General features: G+C 66.0%; 22 protein-coding genes. 13 read left to right on the top strand and 9 right to left on the bottom strand.

Annotated elements, in window-relative coordinates; translation table 11 throughout:
• The first annotated feature begins 4 nt into the window (after positions 1-4).
• The 4 genes from sfsA (at position 5) to ACXMDY_RS13085 (ending at position 4,409) form a co-directional block, all read left to right on the top strand.
• Positions 5-769, top strand: coding sequence for a DNA/RNA nuclease SfsA (gene sfsA, locus ACXMDY_RS13070; RefSeq protein ID WP_259701732.1), 765 nt, complete (start codon positions 5-7; stop codon positions 767-769).
• A gap of 128 nt (positions 770-897) precedes the next feature.
• On the top strand, positions 898-2,358 hold the full coding sequence (locus ACXMDY_RS13075) for an ammonium transporter (RefSeq protein WP_259701733.1): 1,461 nt from the start codon (positions 898-900) through the stop codon (positions 2,356-2,358).
• Between the two features lie 110 nt (positions 2,359-2,468).
• Positions 2,469-3,665, top strand: coding sequence for a 4-hydroxy-3-methylbut-2-enyl diphosphate reductase (locus ACXMDY_RS13080; RefSeq protein ID WP_259701734.1), 1,197 nt, complete (start codon positions 2,469-2,471; stop codon positions 3,663-3,665).
• 105 nt (positions 3,666-3,770) lie between these two features.
• Positions 3,771-4,409: a DUF1997 domain-containing protein gene (locus tag ACXMDY_RS13085; protein ID WP_399235799.1), complete on the top strand. Its 639-nt coding sequence runs from the start codon at positions 3,771-3,773 to the stop codon at positions 4,407-4,409.
• 81 nt (positions 4,410-4,490) lie between these two features.
• Here the strand turns inward: ACXMDY_RS13085 and ACXMDY_RS13090 are convergent, their stop codons facing one another.
• Together ACXMDY_RS13090 and purH are read right to left on the bottom strand one after the other, a co-directional pair.
• On the bottom strand, positions 4,491-4,949 hold the full coding sequence (locus ACXMDY_RS13090) for a DUF4079 domain-containing protein (protein WP_259701735.1): 459 nt from the start codon (positions 4,947-4,949) through the stop codon (positions 4,491-4,493).
• 55 nt (positions 4,950-5,004) lie between these two features.
• Entirely contained in the window at positions 5,005-6,558 is a 1,554-nt protein-coding gene (gene purH / locus ACXMDY_RS13095; RefSeq protein WP_259701736.1) for a bifunctional phosphoribosylaminoimidazolecarboxamide formyltransferase/IMP cyclohydrolase, read from the bottom strand.
• A gap of 68 nt (positions 6,559-6,626) precedes the next feature.
• Between purH and ACXMDY_RS13100 the strand changes: the two genes are divergently transcribed.
• Complete coding sequence (locus tag ACXMDY_RS13100; RefSeq protein WP_259701737.1) at positions 6,627-7,238, top strand: alpha/beta hydrolase; 612 nt, start codon at positions 6,627-6,629, stop codon at positions 7,236-7,238.
• A 24-nt stretch (positions 7,239-7,262) separates the two neighbouring features.
• Here the strand turns inward: ACXMDY_RS13100 and ACXMDY_RS13105 are convergent, their stop codons facing one another.
• Positions 7,263-7,634 carry a DUF3155 domain-containing protein gene (locus ACXMDY_RS13105; RefSeq protein WP_255088098.1) on the bottom strand — a complete coding sequence of 124 codons (372 nt, stop codon included), beginning with the start codon at positions 7,632-7,634 and terminating at the stop codon, positions 7,263-7,265.
• Between the two features lie 373 nt (positions 7,635-8,007).
• Here ACXMDY_RS13105 and ACXMDY_RS13110 point away from each other — a divergent pair, with 373 nt between their 5' ends.
• Entirely contained in the window at positions 8,008-9,138 is a 1,131-nt protein-coding gene (locus tag ACXMDY_RS13110) for a sensor histidine kinase (protein ID WP_259701738.1), read from the top strand.
• Here ACXMDY_RS13110 and ACXMDY_RS13115 read toward each other — a convergent pair.
• Positions 9,130-9,906: an adenosylcobinamide-GDP ribazoletransferase gene (locus ACXMDY_RS13115; RefSeq protein ID WP_259701739.1), complete on the bottom strand. Its 777-nt coding sequence runs from the start codon at positions 9,904-9,906 to the stop codon at positions 9,130-9,132. The two genes, ACXMDY_RS13110 and ACXMDY_RS13115, sit on opposite strands and share 9 nt — an antisense overlap.
• Positions 9,907-9,995: 89 nt before the next feature.
• Between ACXMDY_RS13115 and tgt the strand changes: the two genes are divergently transcribed.
• A complete protein-coding gene (gene tgt, locus ACXMDY_RS13120; RefSeq protein WP_259701740.1) occupies positions 9,996-11,129 on the top strand; it encodes a tRNA guanosine(34) transglycosylase Tgt in 1,134 nt (377 codons plus the stop codon).
• A 50-nt stretch (positions 11,130-11,179) separates the two neighbouring features.
• Entirely contained in the window at positions 11,180-11,314 is a 135-nt protein-coding gene (locus tag ACXMDY_RS13125) for a photosystem II reaction center protein K (RefSeq protein WP_399235825.1), read from the top strand.
• 16 nt (positions 11,315-11,330) lie between these two features.
• Here ACXMDY_RS13125 and ACXMDY_RS13130 read toward each other — a convergent pair whose 3' ends face one another.
• Entirely contained in the window at positions 11,331-12,098 is a 768-nt protein-coding gene (locus ACXMDY_RS13130; protein ID WP_399243904.1) for a WecB/TagA/CpsF family glycosyltransferase, read from the bottom strand.
• Between the two features lie 148 nt (positions 12,099-12,246).
• Here ACXMDY_RS13130 and ACXMDY_RS13135 point away from each other — a divergent pair, with 148 nt between their 5' ends.
• The gene (locus ACXMDY_RS13135; protein ID WP_259701743.1) at positions 12,247-15,543 is read left to right on the top strand and encodes a glycoside hydrolase family 15 protein; all 3,297 of its coding nucleotides are present in this window, start codon (positions 12,247-12,249) and stop codon (positions 15,541-15,543) included.
• On the opposite strand, the gene ACXMDY_RS13140 is transcribed toward ACXMDY_RS13135, so the two are convergent.
• The 4 genes from ACXMDY_RS13140 to psaC all read right to left on the bottom strand — a co-directional run bounded on the left by ACXMDY_RS13140 (position 15,504) and on the right by psaC (position 20,307).
• Positions 15,504-16,511, bottom strand: a complete 1,008-nt coding sequence (locus ACXMDY_RS13140) for a Gfo/Idh/MocA family protein (RefSeq protein ID WP_259701744.1) — start codon at positions 16,509-16,511, stop codon at positions 15,504-15,506. The genes ACXMDY_RS13135 and ACXMDY_RS13140 overlap by 40 nt on opposite strands.
• A 61-nt stretch (positions 16,512-16,572) precedes the next feature.
• Positions 16,573-17,859, bottom strand: a complete 1,287-nt coding sequence (locus tag ACXMDY_RS13145; RefSeq protein ID WP_259701745.1) for a hemolysin family protein — start codon at positions 17,857-17,859, stop codon at positions 16,573-16,575.
• A gap of 29 nt (positions 17,860-17,888) precedes the next feature.
• Positions 17,889-19,799, bottom strand: a complete 1,911-nt coding sequence (gene glmS / locus ACXMDY_RS13150) for a glutamine--fructose-6-phosphate transaminase (isomerizing) (RefSeq protein WP_259701746.1) — start codon at positions 19,797-19,799, stop codon at positions 17,889-17,891.
• A 262-nt stretch (positions 19,800-20,061) separates the two neighbouring features.
• Positions 20,062-20,307 (bottom strand): photosystem I iron-sulfur center protein PsaC, encoded by a 246-nt coding sequence (gene psaC, locus ACXMDY_RS13155; protein ID WP_259701747.1) that lies wholly within the window; start codon positions 20,305-20,307, stop codon positions 20,062-20,064.
• Between the two features lie 152 nt (positions 20,308-20,459).
• Between psaC and acpP the strand changes: the two genes are divergently transcribed.
• From acpP to ACXMDY_RS13175, 4 genes are all read left to right on the top strand, one after another.
• Positions 20,460-20,702, top strand: coding sequence for an acyl carrier protein (acpP, locus tag ACXMDY_RS13160; RefSeq protein ID WP_071800803.1), 243 nt, complete (start codon positions 20,460-20,462; stop codon positions 20,700-20,702).
• An 8-nt stretch (positions 20,703-20,710) separates the two neighbouring features.
• Positions 20,711-21,958 (top strand): beta-ketoacyl-ACP synthase II, encoded by a 1,248-nt coding sequence (fabF, locus tag ACXMDY_RS13165; protein WP_259701748.1) that lies wholly within the window; start codon positions 20,711-20,713, stop codon positions 21,956-21,958.
• Positions 21,959-22,011: 53 nt separating this feature from the next.
• Positions 22,012-24,027, top strand: a complete 2,016-nt coding sequence (gene tkt, locus ACXMDY_RS13170; protein WP_259701749.1) for a transketolase — start codon at positions 22,012-22,014, stop codon at positions 24,025-24,027.
• 80 nt (positions 24,028-24,107) lie between these two features.
• Positions 24,108-25,115 carry an ABC transporter ATP-binding protein gene (locus ACXMDY_RS13175; RefSeq protein WP_259701750.1) on the top strand — a complete coding sequence of 336 codons (1,008 nt, stop codon included), beginning with the start codon at positions 24,108-24,110 and terminating at the stop codon, positions 25,113-25,115.

Below are 25,115 nucleotides of genomic sequence, written 5' to 3' on the forward strand. Positions count from 1 at the left end.
GCCCATGCCAACCCAGATCCTGAGCCTGGAGAACCTGGTCGAGGGGGTTTTGCTGAAGCGCTACAAGCGCTTCCTGGCCGACGTCCGCCTGGCCGACGGGAGGGTGGTCACCGTTCATTGCCCCAACACCGGGCCGATGACCGGCGTCCTGCATCCCGGTGGTCTGGTGCGGCTGCGCCACGATCCGCGGCCCGAGCGGAAGCTCGACTGGACCTGGGAGCAGGCCCGGGTGATCGGCGCCGATGGCGAACCCGGCTGGGTCGGGGTGAACACGGCACTGCCGAACCGGCTGGTGCGGGCCACGATCGAGGCCGGCTGCCTGGAGGCCTGGCTGGGGCCGATCGCCTCGATCCGGGCAGAGGTGCCCTATGGAGCCGGCCGCCGCAGCCGGATCGACCTGCTGCTCACTCCGGCCGAACAGGCTGAGGATCCCCGACCGATCTTCGTGGAGGTGAAGAACACCACCTGGAGTTGCGGGGACCTCGCCCTCTTCCCCGATACGGTCACCGTGCGGGGCCAGAAGCATCTGATCGAGCTGGCAGCCCTGCCGCCCGACGCCCGCGCCGTGCTGCTGCCTTGCCTGAGCCGCTGGGATGTCAGTCGCTTTGCGCCAGGTGATTCCGCCGATCCCCTCTATGGCGAGCTGTTTCGCTCAGCGCTGGCGAAAGGGGTGGAGGTTTTGCCCTGTCGCTACCGCTTCGAAGCCCATGCCATCACCTGGCTGGGGCTTGCCTCGGTGGAGGAAAGAGGCCCCGATCCTCAGCCTTGAGGAACGTTTTGAGCTTTTTGTAGCGGATGCCACCGGGTAATGGTTCAACACCATGCACTTTGAGCCACGAAGGAACGCTTCCTGCGTCGCCAAGGTCCCATCACCGTCCTTTCCTCTTTGATCGCCCCATGACCGTTGCTACCCAAGCTCCTCGCCGCGCCAAGCCGCGGCGAATTCTGGAGGCCAGCCTGCTTGAGGCCCCTGGCCTTCTGGCCAGCCGCTTCAGGGGACTGAAGAATGAGCGCACCCTCACCTGGTTGGCCTGTATTCCACTGGCCCTGTTCGGTCTGGGTCTGTTCAATCTTTCAGCCCATGCTGCCGAGTTGCCGGAACTCACCCCGGCCTTCCTGATCAACAACCTCTGGCTGACGATCGCCGCCATTCTGGTGATCTTCATGAACGCCGGCTTCGCCATGGTGGAGGCCGGGATGTGCCGCCAGAAGAACGCCACCAACATCCTTGCCAAGAACCTGATCGTCTTCGCCCTGGCCGTGACGGCCTACTGGGTGATCGGCTTCTCGCTGATGTACGGCGAGGCGGTGGTTCCTGGTTGGCTCTTCTACGGCAAGGGTGGTCCGCTCGGGCTTTTCTTCGATCCTGCCGTCACTCCGGAGATGGTCAAGGACGGTCTGCTCGTCCCCAGCGTTGATTTTCTGTTCCAGGTGGCCTTCGCCGGCACCTCCGCCACGATCGTTTCCGGCCTCGTAGCCGAGCGCATCAAGTTCGGAGAATTCGTTGTTTTCTCTCTGGTTCTGGTGGGCTTCGTCTACCCGATCGCAGGCAGCTGGAAGTGGAACGCCGCCGGCTGGCTCAACCAGCTCGGTTTCATCGACTTTGCCGGCTCCACCCTGGTGCACTTCGTCGGTGCCTGCGCCGGTCTGGTCGGCGCCATCATCCTCGGCCCCAGGATCGGCAAGTTCGTCAACGGCAGGCCCCAGGCCATTCCCGGTCACAACCTTTCGATCGCCACCCTCGGTTGCCTGATCCTCTGGATCGGCTGGTACGGCTTCAACCCCGGCTCGGTGCTGGCGATGAATGAAACCGTTCCCTACATCGCTGTCACCACGTCCCTGGGAGCCGCTGGTGGCGGCATCGCAGCCACCTTGGTTTCCCAGCTGAAGTCGGGCAAGCCCGACCTCACCATGACCATCAACGGCATCCTGGCCGGCCTGGTCGGTGTGACTGCCGGTTGCGATGGCTTCTCGATGCCGGCCGCCTGGGTTGTGGGCTTCATCGCCGGAACCATCGTGGTCTATTCGGTGAGCATTGTTGATGGTCTTGGCATCGACGATCCCGTCGGCGCCTGGTCGGTTCATGGCACCTGCGGCTTCTGGGGAACCCTTGCCGTCGGCCTGTTCAACACCGACAAGGGCCTCCTGTTCGGCCATGGCTTCGCCCAGCTCGGCCTGCAGATCCTTGGTCTGGTCGCCTACGGCATCTTCGTGGTGGTCTCTTCCTGGATCATCTGGTCGATCCTTGGCAGTCTCTCCGGTGGCATCCGCGTCACCGAAGAAGAGGAAATCGAAGGTCTCGATATCAGTGAGCATGGGATGCAGGCCTATCCAGACTTCGTCTCGACGGCCGGCTGATCCCTTAGAAGCGCTTCTTCAATCCCCAACCCACGGCTGCGGCCGTGGGTTTTTTTGTGCCAGTGGCCTGGTCTCGCCCATAGAGTCGGGAGGAGATTCCAGGCGACGCGATGGACACCCGTGCTTTCAAGCGTTCGCTGCACCACTCGGAGCGCTACAACCGCCGAGGCTTCGGCCGGGCAGAGGAGGTGGCCAGCCATCTCGAGCAGGCCTATCAGAGCGAGCTGATCGCCAGCATCCGCGAGAACGGCTACGAATGGCGCCACGGCCGGCTCACGGTGCGCCTGGCCGAAGCTTTCGGGTTCTGCTGGGGCGTTGAGCGGGCCGTGGCGATGGCCTACGAAACCCGGCGCCACTACCCCACAGAGCGGATCTGGATCACCAACGAGATCATCCACAACCCCTCGGTGAACGACCACCTGCGTGAAATGAATGTGCTGTTCATTCAGGTGGAAAATGGGGTGAAGGATTTTTCAGAAGTGGACACCGGTGATGTGGTGATCCTGCCGGCCTTCGGGGCCACCGTGCAGGAGATGCAACTGCTCAATGAGCGCGGCTGCCACATCGTGGACACCACCTGTCCCTGGGTGTCGAAGGTGTGGAACACGGTGGAGAAGCACAAGAAGCATGCCTTCACCTCGATCATCCACGGCAAGGTGAAACATGAGGAAACCCTGGCCACCAGCTCCTTCGCCGGCACCTATCTGGTGGTGCTCGGTCTGGTTGAGGCCCAGATGGTCTGTGACTACATCCTCGGCCATGGCGATCGCCAGGCCTTTCAGCAGCATTTTGCCAAAGCCTGCTCCCCAGGCTTTGACCCCGACCGAGACCTGGCCAGGGTTGGTGTGGCCAATCAGACCACCATGCTCAAGAGCGAAACCGAGGAAATCGGCAGGATGTTCGAGCGCACCATGCTGCAGCGCTATGGCCCGGTGGAGCTCAACGAGCACTTTCTCGCCTTCAACACGATCTGCGATGCCACCCAGGAACGCCAGGACGCCATGTTCTCCCTGGTCGATGAACCACTCGATCTGATGGTGGTGATCGGCGGCTACAACTCCTCGAACACCACGCACCTGCAGGAGATCGCCATCAGCCGTGGCATCCGCTCCTTCCACATCGACACGCCCGAGCGGATCGGGCCCGGCAACCGGATCGAGCACATGCCCCTAGGAGGGGAACTCGAAACGGTTGCCTCCTTCCTCCCCGATGGGCCGCTGCGGGTGGGGATCACCTCCGGGGCCTCCACTCCCGACCGCGTCGTGGAGGATGTGATCCACCACCTCATGGAGCTTTGCGACAGCTGAGCGCTGTCACAGCAGCGGCAGTTTCCCAGGCTTGCCGCACCTAGATTTCGTTCACATCCCTTCGATCTGCAACCCCTGCCCGGCAGGGGGGCAAAGCTGAGCCGTTTGACCATCACCCAGCCACCGAACCTTTCCGCCGCCGCCACCACGGCCCCACTCAGGAGTGGGGCCGACACCCGGGTTCGCTGCTACAGCAGCCAGTTCACCGATCTGATGGAAATGGCGGCTCCGGCGACCGTGGTGGGTGACTACCTCGACCATCACGACGGCTGGTTCCGCCGCTGTGCTGCGCCGATGCGGGTGTTGGCGCTGGGGCACAACAGCTACGCCCTCACCCTCGGTCGTTTCGGCAACTTCGGCTTTGAAGTGGAGCCAACGATCGCTCTGGAGCTTCTGCCCCAGAGCGAAGGGGTCTATCGCATCGGCACCGTCCCCCTGGCCGATGACGCTCCCTCGCGCCAGCAGGTCTACGACGTTGACTTCAATGCCTCCCTGAGGCTGGAGTCCTGGAACGGCGAGCTCGGACCGGCCACCCAGGTGTGCTGGGATCTGGATCTCCGCGTCTGGATCCGTCTGCCGGCGGTGATCGGGTTGTTGCCGGAAAGCCTGGTGCAGTCGAGCGGCGATCATCTGCTCCGCCAGATCGTCAGGCAGGTATCCCGCAAACTCACCTGGAAGGTGCAGGAGGATTTTCACGCCACCCATGACCTGGTCTGCCCGCCGCGCCGCCGCGCCGCCTTCTGAGCCTTCCTGCCAGCCATCCGGATCGAGAAGCTTCAACTGGAGGCCGGGCGGCTGAGCTTCAGCTTCGGATTGTCGCCTTGTTCAGCGGTTGGTCCAGATCTTGTTGACGATCTCGATGCCGCTCACCGCCTGCCAGAGAAACAGGGTCATCACCGTCATGTTCAGACCGACGTGGGCCTTGCGGGCGATCAGGTTGCCTCGCTGCATCAAGGGTGAGAGGGAAGCCGCCAGGGCGATCAGGCAAACCATCGCAATGCCGGCCAGCAAATGGGGGCCGACGAAGAGCTTGCCGTTGTTCAGGTAGGTGACAGCCATGCCCCCGAAGCTGCCCACCACCATGATCACCAGCACGAGGCTGCCGATCAGGTAGTGGCGCTGGGCGTACTTGCCCTTGATCAGCTCCTTGCGCTGTTCAGGTTCGGCCGTTCGGGTTTTCTTGGCCTTGATCCCCAGAAACAGGGCGTAACCGGAGAGGGCCAGCAACGACCACATCAGCAGCGGATGGAGGAAGTTGAGGTTGAAGGCGAGGGCGTCCGGCATGGATCGGTCGGTGCGTTCAGAGCGAAGCTACAACTTGTGGCTGTTCCGACGCCATTCAGTGAAGAAAATGGCGACGGCCGGTGCAGATCATCGCCAGGTCATGCTGATCGCAGGCGGCGATCGATTCAGCGTCTCGCTTGCTGCCCCCCGGCTGAATCACCGCCGTGATCCCACAGCTGGCGGCCAGTTGCACCGTGTCACCGAACGGGAAGAAGCCATCGCTGGCGAGCACGGCTCCGGCCGCCTGCGCTCCGGCCGCCTCCAGGGCCAGCCGGGCCGAGCCCACCCGGTTCATCTGGCCTGCTCCGATCCCGAGGCTGACGCCGCCCCTGGCCACAACGATCGCGTTGGAGCGCACGTGCCGCACCAGGCGCCAGGCAAAACGCAGATCCTCCAGCTCCGTTTCGCTCGGTTGGCGGCGGCTGACCACCTGCCAGGCCTCCTCCGTGACGAGCTGGTCGTCATAGTCCTGCTGCAGCACGCCGCCGAGCACACTGCGCAGCTGCAGGCGGGAGGCCTGCTCCAGCATCGTGGCGGTGAGTTCCAGCACCCGCAGGTTGGCCTTGCCGGCGAGCTGCTCGATCGCCTCGGCGCTGTAGGCGGGGGCAACGACGCACTCCAGGAACAGACCGGTCAGCAGGCTTGCCGCCGGGCCGTCCACGCTGGTGTTCAAGGCCACGATGCCACCGAAGGCTGAAACCCGGTCGGCGTCAAGGGCCCGCTCCAGGGCCTCGGCGACGCTGCTGCCGATCGCGACGCCACAGGGGTTGGTGTGCTTGACCACGACGGCGGCAGGCTGGCCCTGGCCCGGGGTGCTGTCGCCGTAGCCGAATTCGCGGACGGTCGCCAGGGCGGCCTCCAGATCCAGCAGGTTGTTGGTGCTGAGTTCCTTGCCCTGCCATTGCCTGGCGGCGCCCCAGCCGGCCTGGGGTGTGCTGAACCAGCGGGCGCTCTGGTGGGGATTCTCCCCATAGCGCAGGGTTTGCCTGAGCGGCAGCCGGAGATCCAGGCTCGGCTCCGAGCTGCTCAGACGGGACTCCAGCCAGTGGCTGATCGCAGCGTCGTACGCAGCCGTGTGGCGAAAGGCCTCCAGGGCCAGCTGGCGCCGGAACGGCTCATCCAGGCTCCCCGCGGCCAGGGCGGCGAGGTAGTCGCCGTATTGAGCCGGGCTGGTGAGCACGGCCACATCGGCACTGTTCTTGGCCGCAGCCCGCACCATGGCCGGCCCGCCGATATCGATGTTCTCCATGGCCTTCTCCCAGCTCACGGCCGGATCGGCGACGGTGGCGGCGAAGGGATAGAGGTTCACCACCACCAGATCGATCGGCTCGATGGCGTGGGTCTTCAGGTCCGCCTGGTGCTCGGGGTTCTGGCGTCTGGCCAGGATGCCCCCGTGGATGCGGGGATGCAGTGTTTTCACGCGCCCGCCCAGGATCTCGGCGGATCCGGTGTGCTCGGACACCCGGGTGACGGGCAGACCCGCCGCCGCCAGCACAGCTGCGGTGCCTCCGCTCGAGAGCAGGTGAAAGCCGTGGGTGTGATGGAGCGCTTCGGCCAGCGCCACCACCCCCTCCTTATCCGACACACTCAGGAGCGCCGTGGGTGCCATCGCGATTGCGGGACGGAATCGTCACAACCTACCCAGCGCAGCTTCGCCATCCCCCCATCACTTCCGCCATGACCTCAGACCAACTCCGCCAAGGACCGACCCAGGCCGAACACCGTCTGGTGCTGCTGCACGGCTGGGGAGCTGACGCCGATGACCTGCTGGATCTCGGCGAGCAGCTGGCCGGTCCGGAGATCGCCCTGGTGGCCCTGCGAGCGCCTGAACGCCATCCCCTCGGCGTGGGCAGACAGTGGTATGACCTGCAGCAACCGGAGTGGCCCGGCCTGCCGCCGGCCCGGGACGCCCTGCGTCAGAGGTTTCTGGAGCTGAATGACAGCCTGCCCCTGGAGCGCACGGTTGTGCTGGGATTTTCCCAGGGAGCGGCGATGGGCCTCGACGTGGCCAGTGCATTGCCGATCGCCGGGTTGATTGCCTGCAGCGGGTACCCGCACCCCGGCTGGGCGCCCGAGGCCCCACTCACCCGGGTGCTGCTGACCCATGGCGATCAGGATCCGGTGGTTCCACCTGCCGCCAGCGTGGAAGTGCTTCGGCTGTTGCGGCAGGCCGGAGCCAGGGCGGATCTGCTTCGTTTCAAGGGGGGACATTCGATCGATGCCTCCCTCTTCCCCTCCCTGCAGGCCTTCCTGGCCGATCAGTGGCAGGAGACCCCCGGGTCGCCTTGAGCGCAGCCGGGGGAGAGGAGGGGTTCAGACGAAGGCGTATTCGTACTCTTCCATTTCCTCCCAGTCGTCGGATCCGGTGGACTCAAGGCCCGCGAACAGGGCTTCTTCACCGATCTGATCGACGATCAGCCGCAGGGATGGAAAGAGGAAATGGTTCTCTTCCGCGTACTGGGCGCTGAACAGGCCCTTCTCGCCCCAGAAGAAGCGATCGGTGGTGTGCTCATTGCGGCGCACGTTCAGCAGGGCCGGAGCAAGCAGGCCGCTCTCGGCAATGAAGCGACGGGCCGCCGTGACCGGCTTGTGCTCTCCGGTTTCGAGGTTGTGGGTGGGGATGTGGGCAAGCACGCGCTGCCCGGCGAGACGACGACGGCTGATCCGCTTGCGCTTCTTAGACATGGAACCACTCCCTGGGGGAGGTGGAGAAGGGTGGGGTTGAGGGTGTGACGTGCGTTGGCAAGCCAAGGTGGCCAGAAGCCTCTCGGTTGGAGGACCTGGCAACTCCCAAACAACTTTCAGCCGAGAACTTCTGAACCCAGTGGAGCAACGACGCGATGGCGCTGAAAACAGACCATCGAACAGCGGAGGGACGTGCCTGCCTCTGCTGTAGCCTCCGTTGCAAGGAAAGAGCAACCGATGCCGCCATTGCTTCGCGTTGGGTTCCGGCTCGCGGATTGCGAAGTATTGGTCGATACTCAAATCTTAAGGCTTTTCCACGGATTTCCAACGTCGGTTAGGAAATTCCTTTCCTGCGGTTGAAGGCCAGTCGCTGATGGAGATCTCGGCCCGCTTCCAGTCGCTGCTCGGCCATCAGCTCGCCCAGTTTGCCGACCGTCCCGAGCTCAGTGCTCTCGTCGTCTATCTCGCCCTGCCTCTCAACGACGGAAAACCCGGGCTGATCCCCGTCGGCAGGTGGCCGATCACCACCCTGGCCCTGCCGGCGCTGGAGGAGGATCCCAGCCTGCTCAAGCCCAGTGCCGAACGCGCCTGGTTCCCATTGCGGCAGGAGAGCACGTTGCTGGGGGCCCTGAGAGTGGAAACCACCCAGTTGCCCTGGTCACCAACCCTGACCACTCGACTGCAGGAGGTGGCGCACTGCCTGAGCGAGGCTCTGCGCCTCGATCTGGAACAGCAGCGGCTCGAACACCGTCTGGAGCTTCAGAGCCAGCAGTTGCGCCTGCTGGTGCATCAGCTCCGCAACCCTCTGGCCGCCTTGCGCACCTTTGGTCAGCTGCTGAAGCGACGCCTGGAGGGCGATGCCACCAATCGCTCCCTTGTCGAGGGTCTGCTGGCGGAGGAACGGCAGCTCAATCAATACGTCGATGCGATCGACAGCCTCGATCAACGTCCCGGCATCGGCCCCGGCGCGGTGGCTCCCATGCCCTTGCTGCTGCCCCCGACCCTGAGTTCCATCGAGCCGCAACCGCTGCAGGAGCGGCTGGAGCCCCTGCTGCAGCGGGCCGCGGCCACGGCCTCGCTGCAGGGCCGTTGCTGGTCTGGTCCTGGCCAGAGCCCCGCCTGGTGTGGAGACAGCGCCGCCGTGGCTGAGATCCTCGCCAATCTGCTGGAGAACGCCTTCCGTTACAGCCCCGAGGGCACTCCGGTCGGGCTGCGATGTCGGCAGGATCAGGGCGAGCCGGCCAGCCTCCAGATCTGCGTCTGGGATGGCGGTCCGCCGATCGCCGCCGCTGAGCGGCAAGCGATCTTCGAGCCGGGTGTGCGCGGTTCACGGTCCCGGGACCGTCCCGGCTCGGGGCTCGGGCTGGCTCTGGCGCGGGAGCTGGCCCGCAACCTCGGCGGTGAGCTGCGCCTGATCCAGCCGCCAGCTGGTTTTGATCCCGGCCTGCCGGGAGAAGGCAATGCGTTCTGCCTGGAGTTGCCCCCGGCCCTCCCTTCAGCCTGAAAGGGCCAGGGCCGTCAGCAGCAGGCCCAGGCCTTCGGTCCACTCCACGCAGGCTCCGTAGGTGTCCCCGCTGTGGCCGCCCAGCCGTCGGCCCAGCCAGAGTGGCACCAGCACAGCGGGGAGCAGGCCCAGCCAGCCCTGCCAGAACCAGCCTCCACCCACCAGGCTCAGCAGCCCCAGCAACAGGATTGATGGCCGCAGTTCCCGGGCCAGGCCATGCCAGTGCCGACGGTGGAAGCCGGCCGTCCCCCCTGGCCTGAGATAGGGGAACCAGGCGATGGCCAGCAGCGGGGCGATCCGGCCCCATACCGCCGCCCAGATCAGCGCGAGGGCCACCGCGCCGGCTGGAGCCAGCCCCGCCAGGCAGAGCAGGCCGGCGCCGCGCAGCAACAGCAGCACCGCAAAGGCGATCACTCCGCTGGCCCCCACCCGGCTGTCCTCCATCGCCTCCAGGGACCGGTCGCCGGCGGCGAGCCCGTCGGCGGTGTCCATGACCCCGTCGCTGTGCAGGCCACCGGTGAGCACGAGGCCGAGGGCCAGCACCAGGGCAACCACGGCGGCCGGTGCCAGCCGGCTTTCGGTGAGCACCCAGAGGAGGGCCTGAAACCCGCCCAGGCCAGCGCCGATCCAGGGCGCAAAACGGGCGATCCGCTCGAAGCGTGGCGTCAGCCACGGCCAGGCCGGCAAGACGCTGTAGAACACCCAGGCGCCGGCCAGGTCGCGCAACCAGCCGGGCGACCGCTCAGGTCCGGGGGATGGGGAGCTCACGGGTGGATCGCCGCTGGACGGCACCTCTTAAGTTCAACCCACAGTGGACCGAGCCCAGCCTTGTTCCAAGCCGGTGCAGACGCCGACCCTTGAGCGAGCCCACTCCATTCCATTTCGAGCGCACCGCCCATTGCCCGCGCACCAACGCCCGTTGCGGGCGGTTTCACACCCCCCACGGTGTGATCGAGACACCACGGTTCATGCCGGTGGGCACGGCTGCCACCGTGAAGGGGGTCACAGCCGCTCAGCTGGCGGCCACCGGAGCCCAGATGGTGCTGGCCAACACCTATCACCTGCATCTGCAGCCCGGTGAACAGGTGGTGGCCGAGGCAGGAGGGTTGCACCGTTTCATGGGGTGGTCGGGGCCCCTGCTCACCGACTCCGGCGGTTTTCAGGTTTTCAGCCTCGGTGCCATCAACCGCATCGATGACGAAGGTGTGGTGTTTCGCTCCCCTCGCGACGGGGCGCGCATCACACTCACGCCGGAACGCTCGATCGAGATACAGATGGCCCTGGGGGCCGATGTGGTGATGGCCTTTGATCAATGCCCCCCCTATCCGGCCACTGAGGCGGTCGTCGAAGCCGCCTGCCGTCGCACCCATGCCTGGCTTGAGCGTTGCCTGGATGTGCACGCCCGCTCGGATCAGGCGCTGTTCGGCATCGTGCAGGGGGGCACCTATCCCCACCTTCGGGAGCAATCGGCACGGGCGGTTGCGGCGCTCGATCTGCCAGGCATCGCCATCGGTGGGGTCAGTGTCGGCGAACCGGTCGAGGCGATGCACCGGATTGTCCGCCAAGTCACCCCCCTGCTGCCGGAGCACATCCCCCGCTACCTGATGGGGGTTGGCAGTCTGCCTGAAATGGCGATTGCCGTGGCCCAGGGCATCGATCTGTTCGATTGTGTGCTCCCGACCCGGCTCGGACGTCACGGCACCGCCCTGGTGGGAGGGGAGCGCTGGAATCTGCGCAATGCCCGCTTTCGCCACGACCACTCCCCCCTCGATGCCAGCTGCCATTGCCCGGCCTGTGTCCACCACAGCCGCGCCTATCTGCATCACCTGATCCGCAGTGGCGAAATGCTGGGGCGCACCCTGCTGAGCCTCCACAACCTCACCCACCTGATCCGGTTCACAGCGGCGATGGCCACCGCGATCCGCGATGGTTCTTTTGCAGAGGATTTCGCTCCCTGGGAGCCCGGCTCTCAGGCGGCACACACGTGGTAGCGTCCAGGCAAATCTTGTTTTCAGCACCAGGAATGGCCGTTTTTTCCGGGATGCCTGTTCTCAACCTGGCCCAGCTTCCCGAGGCTTACCAGGCGTTCGGTCCACTCGTGGATGTGCTGCCGATCATCCCCCTCTTTTTCCTGTTGCTCGCCTTCGTCTGGCAGGCATCCGTCGGTTTTCGCTGATTCCAGAGCCGGCTGGTCAGCGTTTTCGCTTCAGCGGATTTTCTCCGCTTCGGATCACGGCCCAGGCGAAGGCTGGCAGCGACAGCATTCTTCTCCAGCGGTGGGGTTCCTGATAGAGCCGGAACAACCACTCGATCTGCAGAGCCCCCATCCAGTTGGGGGCTCTTTTTTTTGTGCCGGCCCAGACATCGAAGCTGCCGCCCACGCCCATCCAGAGGCCCGGCTGCCCCTGATGCAGCCTCTGAATCCAGATTTCCTGGCGCGGCACGCCGAGGGCTGCCAGGACCAGATCAGGGCGGGCCGCCAGCAGGTCGCGCTCCAGAGCATTCCAGGCTTGATCGCTCTGGTAGCCATCGACCGCCAGAACGAGATTCAGATCAGGCTGTTCCCGCTGCAGCCGCCCCACCAGGGAGGTCATCACTTCTGGGCTGGCCCCCACCAGGGCGACCCGCCAGCCGGCCCCGGCGGCATGGCTCAACAGCCGGTGGGCCAGCTCGATGCCAGGGCTGCGCCGCACGCGATAGCCCTGCAGCCCCAGGGCCCAGACCACCCCCGCTCCATCGGGAATGACCAGCGCGGCGGTTTCCATCACGGCGCCCAGGGCGGGATCCTCCCGGGCGGCCATGGTCATCTCGGCGTTGAGGGTGACGATCTGGCCGCCTCCGCGGCCCTGCAGGGCGATCGCGGCGGCGAACACATCGGGGCAGACATCCACGGGAATGCCCAGCACCTGACTCCTCCCGGAGGATCTCCCGGATGAAGTCCGCACCGATTCAGTCGCCATCGCTGCTGAAGACCCTCGGGGCCGCTGGGAGAATGGAAGGAGAGTACCGACGTGATGTGATCTGCGGCGACTCCATCGGCGGATCCAGCTGGACTTTCCGGTCAATGGCCCGATCAATGGCCCGGTTAGCGGCCCGGTCAACGGCAGGATGGCCAGCATTGTGAGTTTCAACCCGTTGGACAGCGCCGGTCAGGGCCTCGGATGGCCGGAGCAGCCCCCGCTGCAGGCACCGCGGACCCTGCCGGAGGCGGAAGCCCAGGATCTGCTGCGACGTCTCGATTCCCAGATCGCCAGGGTCGTCCTGGTGCGACAGCATCCGATCAGTGGTCTGCTGCCGGCCAGCACCGCCCACACGGTGCACGGAAACTACGGCGATGCCTGGGTTCGCGATTGTGTCTATTCCATTCAGTGCGTCTGGGGGCTCGCCCTGGCCCACCGCCGGCTGAATGGAGCGACCACCAGGGTCTTCGAGCTGGATCAGCGGGTGCTTCAGCTGATGCGCGGTCTGCTGGTCGCGATGATGCGCCAGGCCCACAAGGTGGAGCGTTTCAAGAACAGCCTCCACCGCCTCGACGCGATTCACGCCAAGTTCGACACCTCCAGAGGCGATCCGGTGGTGGCCGATGAGGCCTGGGGCCATCTGCAACTCGATGCCACGGCGCTCTACCTGCTCCAGCTGGCCCAGCTCACCCGCGCTGGCCTTGTGGTGGTTCAGAGCCACCATGAGCGGGATTTTCTGCAGAATCTGGTGTACTACATCGCCCGGGCCTACCGGGTCGCCGACTACGGCATCTGGGAGCGGGGCGACAAGGGCAACCATGGCGAACCGGAGCGCAATGCCAGTTCGATCGGTCTGGTCAAGGCGGCGCTCGAAGCTCTCGATGGCCTCGACCTGTTCGGGGGCCATGGGGATGGCAGCCATGTGCTCCACATTCCCCAGCCGCCGGTGATTCGGTTGCGTCGGGCCCTGCAGGCCCTGCTGCCGCGGGAATCGGCCAGCAAGGAGGTCGACAGCGCCTGCCTGGCGGTGATCGGCTACCCCGCCTGGGCTGTGGAGGATCCTCAGCTGGTGGAGCGCACCCGCAGCAAGATCCGCCGCGACCTGGGTGGGATCTACGGCTACAAGCGCTTCCGCCGCGATGGCCATCAGACGGTGATGGAGGACCACCGTCGTCTTCATTACGAGCGGGAGGAGCTGGCCCAGTTCGAAGCGATCGAGTGCGAATGGCCCCTTTTCTTCGCCTACGAACTGGTCACAGCCTGTTGTGAGCTGCGCTGGGAGGAGGCCTGGGGCTGGCGGCAGCGTCTGGCCTCGGTGAGTGTGGAGGTGGAGGGAGTCCCCCTCCTGCCGGAGCTCTATCTCGTGCCGGCTGCCGCGATCGAGGCGGAACGGCGTCAGCCAGGCAGCCAGGCCCGCGTCGCCAATCCCAACGTTCCCCTGCTCTGGACCCAGAGCCTCACCTGGCTCGGGGAGCTCCTGCTCAACGGCCTGATCACGCCGGCGGACATTGATCCCTGCGGCCGCCGAGAACCCATGGCGCCGGGGACGGATCGGGTGCTGGTGGCCCTCGCCCCGGCCAACCCGGCGATCGCAGCGGCCCTGACGGCGGCGGGCCTGCCGGTGAGTGGTGAGGACAGGGTGGTGCGACAGGCCAGTTCCCAGGAGCTGGCCTCCCGCATGGCCAGGGTGGGCGCCAACGCCGCGCTCGGGCTCAGTGGCCATCCCCCCGTGCGGATGGAAAGCATGGCCACGGCTCGGCTGTACCACGATGCCGATGGACCGATCGCGTTCCTGCCGGCGGCCCTCGAGGAGGGCACCTTCTATCTGGTTGATGACCCTGACCAGCTGGCGGACACGGTGCTGAGCGAGCTGCGCCTGTTGCAGCGCCACTGGCGTGGCGCCGGCCACCCCCTGTTGGTGATTCCGGTGGGTGCCGGACCCTTCCAGCGCGATCCCGACGCCGTGATCCGGCTGGGCCAGGCCCTGGCGAGCGGCTGTTTCGAGGGCGTTCCGGTACGGCTCGACCAGCTCGATGCCCTCACGGATCAGGCCTGCTGGGTGAGGTTGCCCGATCCGCTGACCGGCACCGCCCCTGAGCAAGCCAGCCCAGCGCCGATCCTGCTCAGCAGCACCAATCAGCAACCACTCACGCTGCAGCAGGAACAGGAGCTCGAAGAGATCCCGATGGCCGATCTGGCCGAACGGCTCTGGGAGAGCACCTCCTTGAGCGAGCAGGCGGAGCTCCTCGATCAGTTGATGCGCCGGCTCGGCCAGACCGCCATCCTGCAGGGGCCGTCCCGAACCGGTCCGGTGACCTTGCTGGCTCTGGTGGAGGAGGTCTATCGCCGCAGCCTGGCCGAGTCCAACTGGTCGGTGGTGCGGCGTTGCGCCGGCCTGATGCGCCTGGTTCACCCCCAGCTCGAGGATGCCCTCACCGACCTGCTGGTGCTGCAGAAGCAGCTGGTGGTCGGCCGCAACTACACCCGCGATTCCCTGATCACCCAGCCGCAGGGGAGTGGGGCGATCGGCGCCATGATCCAGCGCTTCAGTGGCGAGGATGGCCGTGAGTGGATGGTGCAGCAGGAGCTGCTGCTGGGCCTCGATGGCCTGGCCAGGCAGGAACCGGGTCTGCTCAGGGGCAGCCTCACCCTGCAACTCGGCCAGCTGCTGCTCCTGCTCACCGGAGAGCTGGCCGCGGAGCGTGATCTCACTCCCGATGACGCCTTCGAAACACTCTGCAGCCTCCCTCCCCATGCGATCCGTCGCCGCCTGCGGGCCGTGCTGGCCGATGTGGACCATGCCCGGGAGGCCCTGCGCCGCAAGGAGCAGCTCCACATCAGCGGCCGGGTGCGCTGGGATGTGCCCGATCCTCTCGAAGATCTGCCGGTCGGGAAGGTCTGCTGGTTGCAGCACCGCCAGCGGCTCGGAGCCCTGCAGCGGGTTCCAAGGGATTTCTATGCCGGCATCTGGGACCTGCTGCACCACTGCCAGGGTCTGGTCATCGGCGACAAGCTGGAGCGCCGCAACCGCCTGGACAGTGCCCCATTGATCTCTGAGAAGACCCCCGGAGAGCGCAATTTCGCCTCCCTCGTGGATCACCTGCTCAGCAAGATCGAAGCCTCCGAGTATCGGCAGCTCTGCTCCGAAACCCTGCTCTCCCTGGTGGCCTTCGTCGGGGCCAACCCCTCCGCCCGCTTCGATGATTATCTGGCCCTCGACGTGGTGATCGGCCACGCCGTCCGGGTGGGCTGGCAGCTGGGCCACCCGGATCAGTCGGCCGAGGCGTATGCCCTCCACAAGGCGGAAGCCTGGGATCGCTTCTACCGAGCGTCGCCGGCCAGCTGCCGCCGCTGGCAGATGCTCGCCCTGCGCGAGCTCACCGAAAGCCCAGGGCCGGTGGCAGTTCAGATCGGGGCGTCGAGGGTCATGCAGAGCGACGGCTGATCGACGGCCTGCTCGATCAGGTTGGCGAGCACGAGAGCGCGGGAGGCCTGCTGGCCATTCACCGCGGGGATCTCACAGCCGCGCACGCACTGCAGAAAATGCTCCAGCTCGGCATAGAGGGGTTCGATCGATGTGGTGCTCACCTCTTCGATGAAGCCGTCGTTGCGGTAAAGGAGCTCGCCTTGATCGGCCGACACCCACTCGTGGGCCCGGCGGTGGATGTGAAGGCTGCGGTTGAGGAAGTCGGTTTCCACCAGGCTTTCCCGGCAGTGGGCGCTGAGGCTGCGGATCTTGCGATGGGCCATCTTGCTGGCCGTGAGGCTGGCCACCACGCCGTTCTCGAACCCCAGGGTGGCATTGACGTAGTCGATCGGACCTTCGGCACTGCGTCCACCCACCGCCGCCAGACGCACCACCGGAGCCTGGGCCAGTTCCAGCACCAGGTCAATGTCGTGGATCATCAGGTCGAGCACCACCGAAACGTCGTTGGCGCGATCGGCATGGGGACTGTGACGGCGTGCCTCCAGCACCATCACCTCTTCGTTGGCCACCACCTTGAGCAGCTCACGGAAGGCTGGATTGAAGCGTTCGATGTGACCCACCTGGAGCTGGCGGCCGGCCAGCTCGGCGGCCTGAATCAGTTCGGAGGCCTCGTCCTGGTTGGCCGCGATCGGTTTTTCGATCAGCACGTGCACGCCAGCCCGCAGGCAGGCCATGCCGACGCGGTGGTGCAGGAGGGTCGGCACGGCGATGCAGACCGCCTCCACATGGGGCAGGAGGTCCTGGAAGTCGGCGAACCAGCGGCAGCCGAACTGCTCCACCGCCAGTTCACCGCGGTGGGCATTGAGGTCGGCGACGCCGACCAGTTCGCCATCGCGCAGCAGGCTGAGAACACGGGCGTGATGCCAGCCCATGTTGCCGATGCCGATGACGCCCACCTTGACCGGCGCGATGGGATCGCTGGTCATCGCTTCACGCGTACACGGATCAAAACGAACGTCCATCCACCGGTGTGGTCATTATCAACGATCAGGCACTCGGCTCAGCGGTCGGCTCGTCGGAGGCTCGCCGGGTGATCTGCACCCGCTCGATGCGTGGGCCATCCATGACGCTGATCACGAACTGATCACCTTTCCAGCGCAGGCTCTCACCGGGGGCCGGGATGTGCTGCAGGCGCTCTAGGAGAAAGCCGGCCAAGGTGTGGTGGCCATCCGCCTCCGGCAGCTTCAACCCCAGCTGACGATTCAGATCGAAGATTTCCAGATCGCCAGCCACCAGCCAGCTGTCGTCTTCGATCTGTTGAACATCGGCCTGGCCTGATTCCAGGCTGTCCTCGTCGCCGACGATCTCGCTGGTGAGGTCGGCGACCGTGACCAGTCCCTCGGTGCCGCCGTGTTCATCAACCACCACCAGCAGGGGCTGGCCGCTGCGGATCAACGGAAGCAACTCGGCCAGGGAAGCCGTTTCCTGCACGCTGGCCACTGCCGAGATGAACGGGGCCAGGGGGGTGTCACCCTGCAGCTGGCCCCTGGCGATCGGTTCGGCCAGCCGGCGCAGATCCAGAACGCCCCGGATGTCATCAAGGGACTGGCCGATCACCGGGAAGCGGGCGTGATGGGTGGCGTGCACCGCATCCATCATCTCGGCGAAACACACGTCGAGCGGCAGGGTCACCATGCCGGAGCGGGGAACCATCACTTCGCGAACCGGCGTGTCGCGGAGTGAGAACACACCTTCGAGGATGTTGCGTTCATCGGGCAACAGGCCGGTGACGCTGTTCGATTCGATCAGGGTTTCCAGCTCACCGGCCGAGAGGGCCGGCACCAGGGCATCCCAGTTGCGTGGCAGGCCGAGCAGCCGCAACAGAGCATCGGCCAGGTGCTCCAGCACCGAAAGCAGGGGGGCCAGCGTGCGGTTCACCGACTCCAGCAGCGGGGCCAGCCGCAGGGCTGAGGCTTCCGGCCGATGCATCACCCAGGCCTTCGGCAGCAGGCCGCCCAACAGGGTGGCCAGGCAGACCAGCAGCAGAAACACCAGCACGTCGATCCAGGGGCGGCTGGTTTCGGGATCCAGCCGCACGGCCAGGCCCCTGCCGGCCCAGCCCAGGGCGACCAGGGCGAGGGCCGCCCCCAGCTGGGTGGAGAGCAGGGCGCGGCGCAACCGGCCCTGCAACCGCTCCACCGCCATCGCCCCGCGGAATCCTTCGGCCGCCAGCACCTTGACGCGGCTCGGCCGCAGCCGGATCAGGGCAAATTCTCCAGCGGCAAAGAAACCCAGCAGAGCGATCAGGGCGGCCAGCAGGGCAAGCAGGCGCATGGAGAGGAACGGGGGTAGGGAGGAGGCGATCACTCCACGGTCACGCTCTTGGCGAGATTGCGGGGCTGATCGACATCAAGGCCGCGGTGAGCGGCGATGTGATAGCTCAGCAACTGCATCGGGATCACGGTCAGCAGGGGCGAGAGCAGTTCGTCCACGGCCGGGACCGGCAACAGCACGTCGAACAAGGCGGTGTCGGGGCCCTCAGGGGCCACGCCGATCAGCTGGGCATCGCGCGCCTTCGCTTCCTGGGCGTTTGAGAGCACCTTCTCGAAGACCCGACCAGGCATGGCGATCGACACCACCGGCACTCTCGAATCCAGCAAGGCGATCGGACCGTGTTTCATCTCCCCGGCTGGATAGCCCTCGGCGTGGATGTAGCTGATCTCCTTCAGTTTGAGGGCTCCCTCCAGGGCAATGGGGTAGTTGATGCCACGGCCCAGGAAAATCACATCCTGGGTATCGGCGAACAGATGGGCCAGCTCGGCACAGCGTCGATCGTGCTCCTCCACCAGCTCCTTCAGCTGGGCAGGCAGTGCCCGCAAACCCCTCACCAGCTCCTGGAGCTGGGCGGGGCTGCGGCTGGAGCGCCTCTCGGCGAAGGCCAGAGCCAGGCCGTAGAACGCCAGCAACTGCCCCAGGAAGGTTTTGGTCGCCGCCACCCCCACCTCGATGCCGGCGCCGATGTCGAGCAGGTGGGGCACCAGCCGGCCGAGCGAACTCTCGGCGCGGTTGGTGATGCCCAGCAACCTGGCGGCATAGGCGGGGTCGGCGATCAGGCCGCGCCGCTCTTCCTCCATCACGAGGGCGGCGAGGGTGTCGGCCGTTTCCCCCGACTGGGTCACCCCGATCGTGAGCGTGTGCGGGGCCAGGGGTGGGGGTGCGTAACGGAATTCGCTGGCATGGAAGACGCTGGTGGGAATGCCGGCCAGCTGCTCCAGCAGGTAGGCGCCGACCAGCGAAGCGTGCCGGCTGGTGCCACAGGCCAGGATCTGGATCTGCTCCACCCCCTCGAACACTTTTGCCGGCAGGGGAAGAGCCACCAGTGAGGGGGAGCCGGGAGCATCGCTCGGCAGGGGAAGGTGACGGGCCACCCAGAGTGCAGCCGTTTCGGGCTGCTCATGGATTTCCTTGTGCATGAAGTGGCGGAAGCTGCGCTTGTCCGCCACGTGTTCGGTGCCCGTGAGCAGGCTGGGTGTGCGCTGCACCCGGTTCCCCAGCGCGTCGTGGAGCTCGATGCCGAGGGGGGTGAGCAGGGCGACTTCGCCGTCCTCCATCGGCAGGATCGTGCGGGTGAAGCCTGCCAGCGCCGGCGTGTCGCTGGCGCAGAGGAATTCCCCTTCCCCAAGCCCGATCAGCAGGGGCGCCTGGCGGCGCGCCACCACGAGGGCACCGGGGGTTTCGCCCCAGACAACGGCCAGGGCATAGGCGCCTTGCAGCTCGGGTAACACCTGCTGCACGGCCTCAAGCAGCAGGCTGCCGCTGGCCGCCCGGCCGCCGGAGCGCAGCCGGGCGAGGCACTGGCCGATCAGATGTGGGATGACTTCGGTGTCGGTGTCGGAGAGGAAGACGACACCACTGGCCTGGAGCTGCTCCCGCAGGCTGCGGTGATTTTCGATGATGCCGTTCTGGACCACCGCCAGTTGGCCGCTGCCATCGAGATGGGGGTGGGCGTTGCGCTCCTCCGGTTTGCCGTGGGTGGCCCAGCGGGTATGGCCGATCCCGCAATGCCCGGCGGCTGCGTGTTGCTCGTAACGCTGCTGAAGATTGACGAGCTTGCCCTCGGCCCGCAGGCAGGTGAGCTGCCCCGGCCCGGCTGGGGTGGCCTCGACGGTGGCCAGGCCGGCGGAATCGTATCCGCGGTACTCCAATTGGCGGAGGCCTTCGAGCAACAGGGGAGCTGCCTCCCTGGAACCGATCACCGCGACGATGCCACACATGGCCGATGGGCAGCAGTTGAGGGTGTTTCTAAAGGATCATCCCGTTGCTGGCACCAAGAGAGGTCCAGTCCGCCCATGGCGTCTATCCGTTGCCGGAGTCCGTCGAGCCTGGCACCAGCTGGGGCCTGAACCGGAACGGGACCTGGAATGGGCTGCAAACCAGAACGCAATCCGGCCAGCAAAAACCCGGCCAGCAAAAAACCCGGCCTGGGCCGGGTCTGGATGCAGGTTGCGGTGTGAATGGAGGGTCCGGAGCGCAGCTTCAGTAGGCGAGGCCCATGCTGCGGCTGGTCTCGTCACCGAGATAGACCCGGACGCTCAGGAAATCGGTGGGACAGGCGGTTTCGCAGCGCTTGCAGCCGATGCAGTCTTCGGTGCGGGGTGATGAAGCGATCTGGGCGGCCTTGCAGCCATCCCAGGGGACCATCTCGAGCACGTCGAGGGGGCAGGCACGGACGCACTGGGTGCAACCGATGCAGGTGTCGTAGATCTTGACGGAATGGGACATGCCCTGCCAGGAAGCGAACGGCGTGGGGCCAAAGTACCGAGACCGGTCGCTCCGGCGACCAGAGCAGCCCTCGGCCGTCATCCTTTTTCATAGTGTCGGTTCCGGAGACGGTGCGGGGCGACCCGTAGGATGCGGCCTCCCACACATCGGTCATGTCACAGGAAGCGATCTTCGAGAAAGTGCGCTCGATCGTTGCCGAGCAGCTCAGCGTCGATGCCGCCGAGGTGAAGCCCGAATCGAATTTCCAGAACGACCTGGGTGCCGACTCGCTTGACACCGTCGAGCTGGTGATGGCCCTGGAAGAAGCCTTCGACATCGAGATCCCCGACGAGTCCGCGGAAGGGATCACCACCGTCGGCGATGCCGTCACCTACATCCAGGACAAGCAGGCCTGAGGTTGTCGATGGTGGAGGGTCTCCGCCGCGTCGTGGTCACGGGCCTCGGCGCGGTCACACCGATCGGCAACAGTGTCTCCCAGTTCTGGGAGGGCTTGAGCACGGGTCGCAACGGCGTCGCAGCGATCACCCTGTTCGATGCGTCCCGCCATCCCTGTCGCTTTGCGGCGGAAGTCAAGGATTTTGATCCCAGTGGCAGCATTGAGCGCAAGGAGGCGAAGCGCTGGGATCGTTTCTGTCAGTTCGCCGTTGTGGCCGCCAAGCAGGCCGTGGCCCAGGCGGGGCTGGACATCGAAGCTGTCGGGCCTGGGCGGGTCGGGGTTTCGATCGGCTCCGGGGTGGGGGGTCTGCTGATGATGGAGACCCAGGCCCATGTGCTTGCCGCCAAGGGACCGGATCGGGTCAGCCCCTTCTGTGTGCCGATGATGATTCCCAACATGGCCACCGGGCTGACGGCCATCGCCCTTGGGGCCAAGGGGCCCAGCACGTCGGCCTCCACCGCCTGCGCCGCCGGTTCCAATGCGATCGGCGATGCCTATCGCCTGATCCAGCTCGGGCTGGCAGACGCCATGGTGTGCGGCGGAGCCGAATCGGCCATCACGCCGCTGGGGGTGGCTGGTTTTGCCAGCGCCAAGGCTCTTTCTTTCCGGAATGATGACCCGGCCACGGCCAGTCGGCCGTTCGATCTGGAACGCAACGGCTTCGTGATCGGCGAGGGCGCCGGGGTGCTTGTGCTCGAAAGCCTCGACCATGCCAGGGCCCGAGGGGCCGGGATCCTGGCTGAGGTGGTGGGTTACGGCATGTCCTGCGACGCCTATCACTACACCCTGCCCTCGCCAGAGGGGGTGGGAGCGGCGGAGGCGATCCGCCTGGCTCTGGCCGATGCCCAGCTGGAGCCGGAAGAGGTGGATTACGTCAACGCCCACGGCACCAGCACCCAGGCCAATGACAGCAACGAAACCGCTGCGATCAAGTCTGCGCTGGGTGCCCGTGCCATGGCCATTCCAGTCAGTTCGACCAAATCGATGACCGGCCACCTGCTTGGAGGCAGTGGCGGCATCGAGGCTGTGGCCGCCGTGATGGCGATGGCCCACAATCTGGTCCCCCCTACGATCAATTACCACACTCCAGATCCGGCCTGTGATCTGGATGTCGTGCCCAACCAGGCGCGGGAACAGACAATGAACGTCGTGCTCTCGAACTCCTTCGGGTTTGGCGGTCACAATGTTTGCCTTGCCTTCCGCCGGATGAGCTGAACGTCCGTTCCGCTCCCCCAGAGGAAACCCTCTCCACCCCACCCCTCTTCGCCATGGTCGCCGCCCCCGCAGTGGACACCCTGTCCATCGACACGCTCTGCATCAACAGCATTCGCTTCCTGGCGATCGATGCGGTCAACAAGGCCAATTCCGGCCATCCCGGCCTGCCGATGGGTGCGGCGCCGATGGCCTACGCCCTCTGGGACAAGGTGCTGCGCCACAACCCCAGCAATCCCAAGTGGTTCAACCGGGATCGCTTCGTGCTCTCGGCCGGCCACGGTTGCATGCTGCTTTATTCGCTGCTGCACCTCACCGGCTATCAGAGCGTTGGCCTGGAGGACCTCAAGCAGTTCCGGCAGTGGGGCTCGAAAACACCGGGGCACCCGGAAACCTTCGAAACCCCTGGCGTGGAGGTCACCACCGGCCCCCTCGGCCAGGGCATCGCCAACGCCGTTGGTCTGGCGATCGCCGAAGCCCATCTGGCGGCGAAATTCAACAGGCCCGGTGCCCAGATCGTTGATCACTTCACCTACGTGATCATGGGCGATGGCTGCCATCAGGAAGGCATCTCCAGTGAGGCGGCCTCCCTGGCCGGCCACCTTGGCCTTGGCAAGCTGATCGCTCTCTACGACGACAACCACATCACCATCGATGGCGACACCGGCGTGTCGTTCACCGAGGATGTGATCAAGCGCTATGAGGCCTACGGCTGGCATGTTCAGCATGTGGCCGACGGCAACACCGATGTGGCGGCGATCACCCGGGCGATCGAGGCGGCCAAGGCCGTCACCGACAGGCCCAGCCTGATCAAGGTCACCACCACGATCGGTTACGGCTCCCCGAACAAGGCCAACACCGCCGGAGTGCACGGCGCGGCCCTCGGCGCCGATGAGGCCGAGCTCACCCGGGCGGCGCTGGAGTGGACCTATGGCACCTTCGAGGTGCCCCAGGCGGCCTATGACCACTGGCGCGAGGCGATCAGCCGAGGTTCAGCCGCCGAGGCGGAATGGACGAGCGGCCTGGAGACCTACCGCAGCCAATACCCCACTGAGGCAGCGGAATTTGAACGGATGCTGCGTGGCGAGCTGCCCCAGGACTGGGATGCCAATCTGGCCAGCTTCACTCCTGCCGACAAGGGCCTGGCCACCCGCCAGCATTCCTACAACTGCCTCAATGCGATCGGACCCAACCTCCCCGAGCTGATCGGTGGTTCGGCCGATCTCACCCACTCCAACCTCACCGACATCAAGGGTGAAGCCAGCTTTCAGAAAGGGGGTGAGGCCAACCGCTATCTGCACTTCGGTGTGAGGGAGCACGCCATGGCGGCCATTCTCAACGGCCTCGCTTATCACGGCAGCGGACTGATCCCCTACGGCGGCACCTTCCTGGTGTTCGCGGGATACATGGTGGGGGCGATGCGCCTCTCGGCCCTCAGTGAACTGGGTGTGATCTACGTGCTCACCCACGACTCGATCGGCCTTGGCGAAGATGGCCCCACCCACCAGCCGGTGGAAACCCTCGCTTCGCTCCGCTCGATTCCGAATCTCCTGGTGATCCGCCCCGGTGACGGCAACGAGACCAGCGGCGCCTATCAGGTGGCGGTCACCAACCGCAAACGCCCCACGGTGCTGGCGCTCAGCCGCCAGGCGATGGCCAATCAGGCCAACTCTTCAGCGGGGCAGGTGGCCAAGGGGGCCTACATCCTTGAAGACAGCGACGGCGCCCCCGAGCTGATCCTGATCGGCTCAGGCACCGAGCTCGACCTCTGCGTTCAGGCTGCAGCGGTGTTGCGGGCCGAAGGTCGCAACGTGCGGGTGGTTTCGATCCCTTGCGTGGAGCTGTTCGAGGAACAGGATGCCGCCTACCGCGAGTCGGTGATTCCCGCTGCGGTGCGCAAGCGCCTGGTGGTGGAGGCCTCGGGCTCGTTTGGCTGGCACAAATATGCAGGCCTCGACGGTGACACGATCTCGGTGGATCGCTTCGGTGCCTCAGCTCCGGGTGGCGTTTGCCTTGAGAAGTTCGGCTACACCGTCGACAACGTGGTGGCGAAGGCGAAGGCTCTGGGCTGATAGCTCGCCTCAGCGGGTCAGCTTTTCTGAACCGCAACCGCCGCGATCGCCGGCTTCCGCCAACCTGCAGCGAGCAAGGCTTGCTTTCCCTGGATTCCGTCATCTCCCTTGAGCAGGTTGGCAAGCACTTCGGCGCCACCCGTGCCGTGGAGGGGATTGATCTGAGCGTCGGGCGCGGCGAGTTCTTCGCCCTGCTCGGTCCTTCCGGCTGCGGCAAGTCCACCACGCTGCGGATGATCGCCGGTTTCGAGCAGCCCAGCCAGGGCACGATCCGGCTGGAAGGGGTGGATGTGACGGCAACTCCTCCCCATCGCCGCAACGTCAATACGGTGTTTCAGCATTACGCCCTCTTCCCTCACCTCAGCGTGTGGGACAACGTGGCGTTCGGACCCCGCTCGCGCCGCCTGGCCGAACCGGAGGTGCGGCGTCAGGTGGGGGAGATCCTGGAGCGCGTCCGCCTGTCCGAGCTGGCGGCTCGACGCCCCGGGCAGCTTTCCGGTGGGCAGCAGCAGCGGGCGGCGCTGGCTCGGGCCCTGGTCAATCAACCGGCGGCGCTGTTGCTCGATGAGCCGCTTTCCGCCCTCGATCCCGGCCTGCGCAGCACCTTGCAGGAAGAGCTCAAACGCATTCAGAGGGAGTGCGGCATCAGCTTTCTGATCGTCACCCACGACCAGGAGGAGGCCCTGGCCCTGAGCGATCGGCTGGCGGTGATGAATGCCGGTCGGATCGAGCAGATCGGCCCGCCCCGCCAGGTGTACGACGCCCCCAGCTCCTCCTTCGTGGCCCGCTTCATCGGCCGCGCCAACCTGCTGGCGGGCGGCGACGGCCGCAGCCAGCTGCTGCTGCGGCCTGAACAGCTGCGGCTGCAGGCCGATCCCCTGCCCTCGGATCCGGCTGAGCAGGCTGTCAGGGCCCGCGTCACTGCCGTGACCTTCCAGGGTCCGTCGCTGCTGGTCGAGCTGGATGCCGCCGATGGCAGCCCCTTAGTGGTCAGGCTGAACCGTTGGGATGCGATGGCGTCGGTACGGTCGGGCGAAAGCCTCTGGGTGGTGTGGCAGACCGCTGCCGCCCACCGGCTCACCGTCTGA

This window comes from Cyanobium sp. ULC082, from assembly GCF_977927535.1.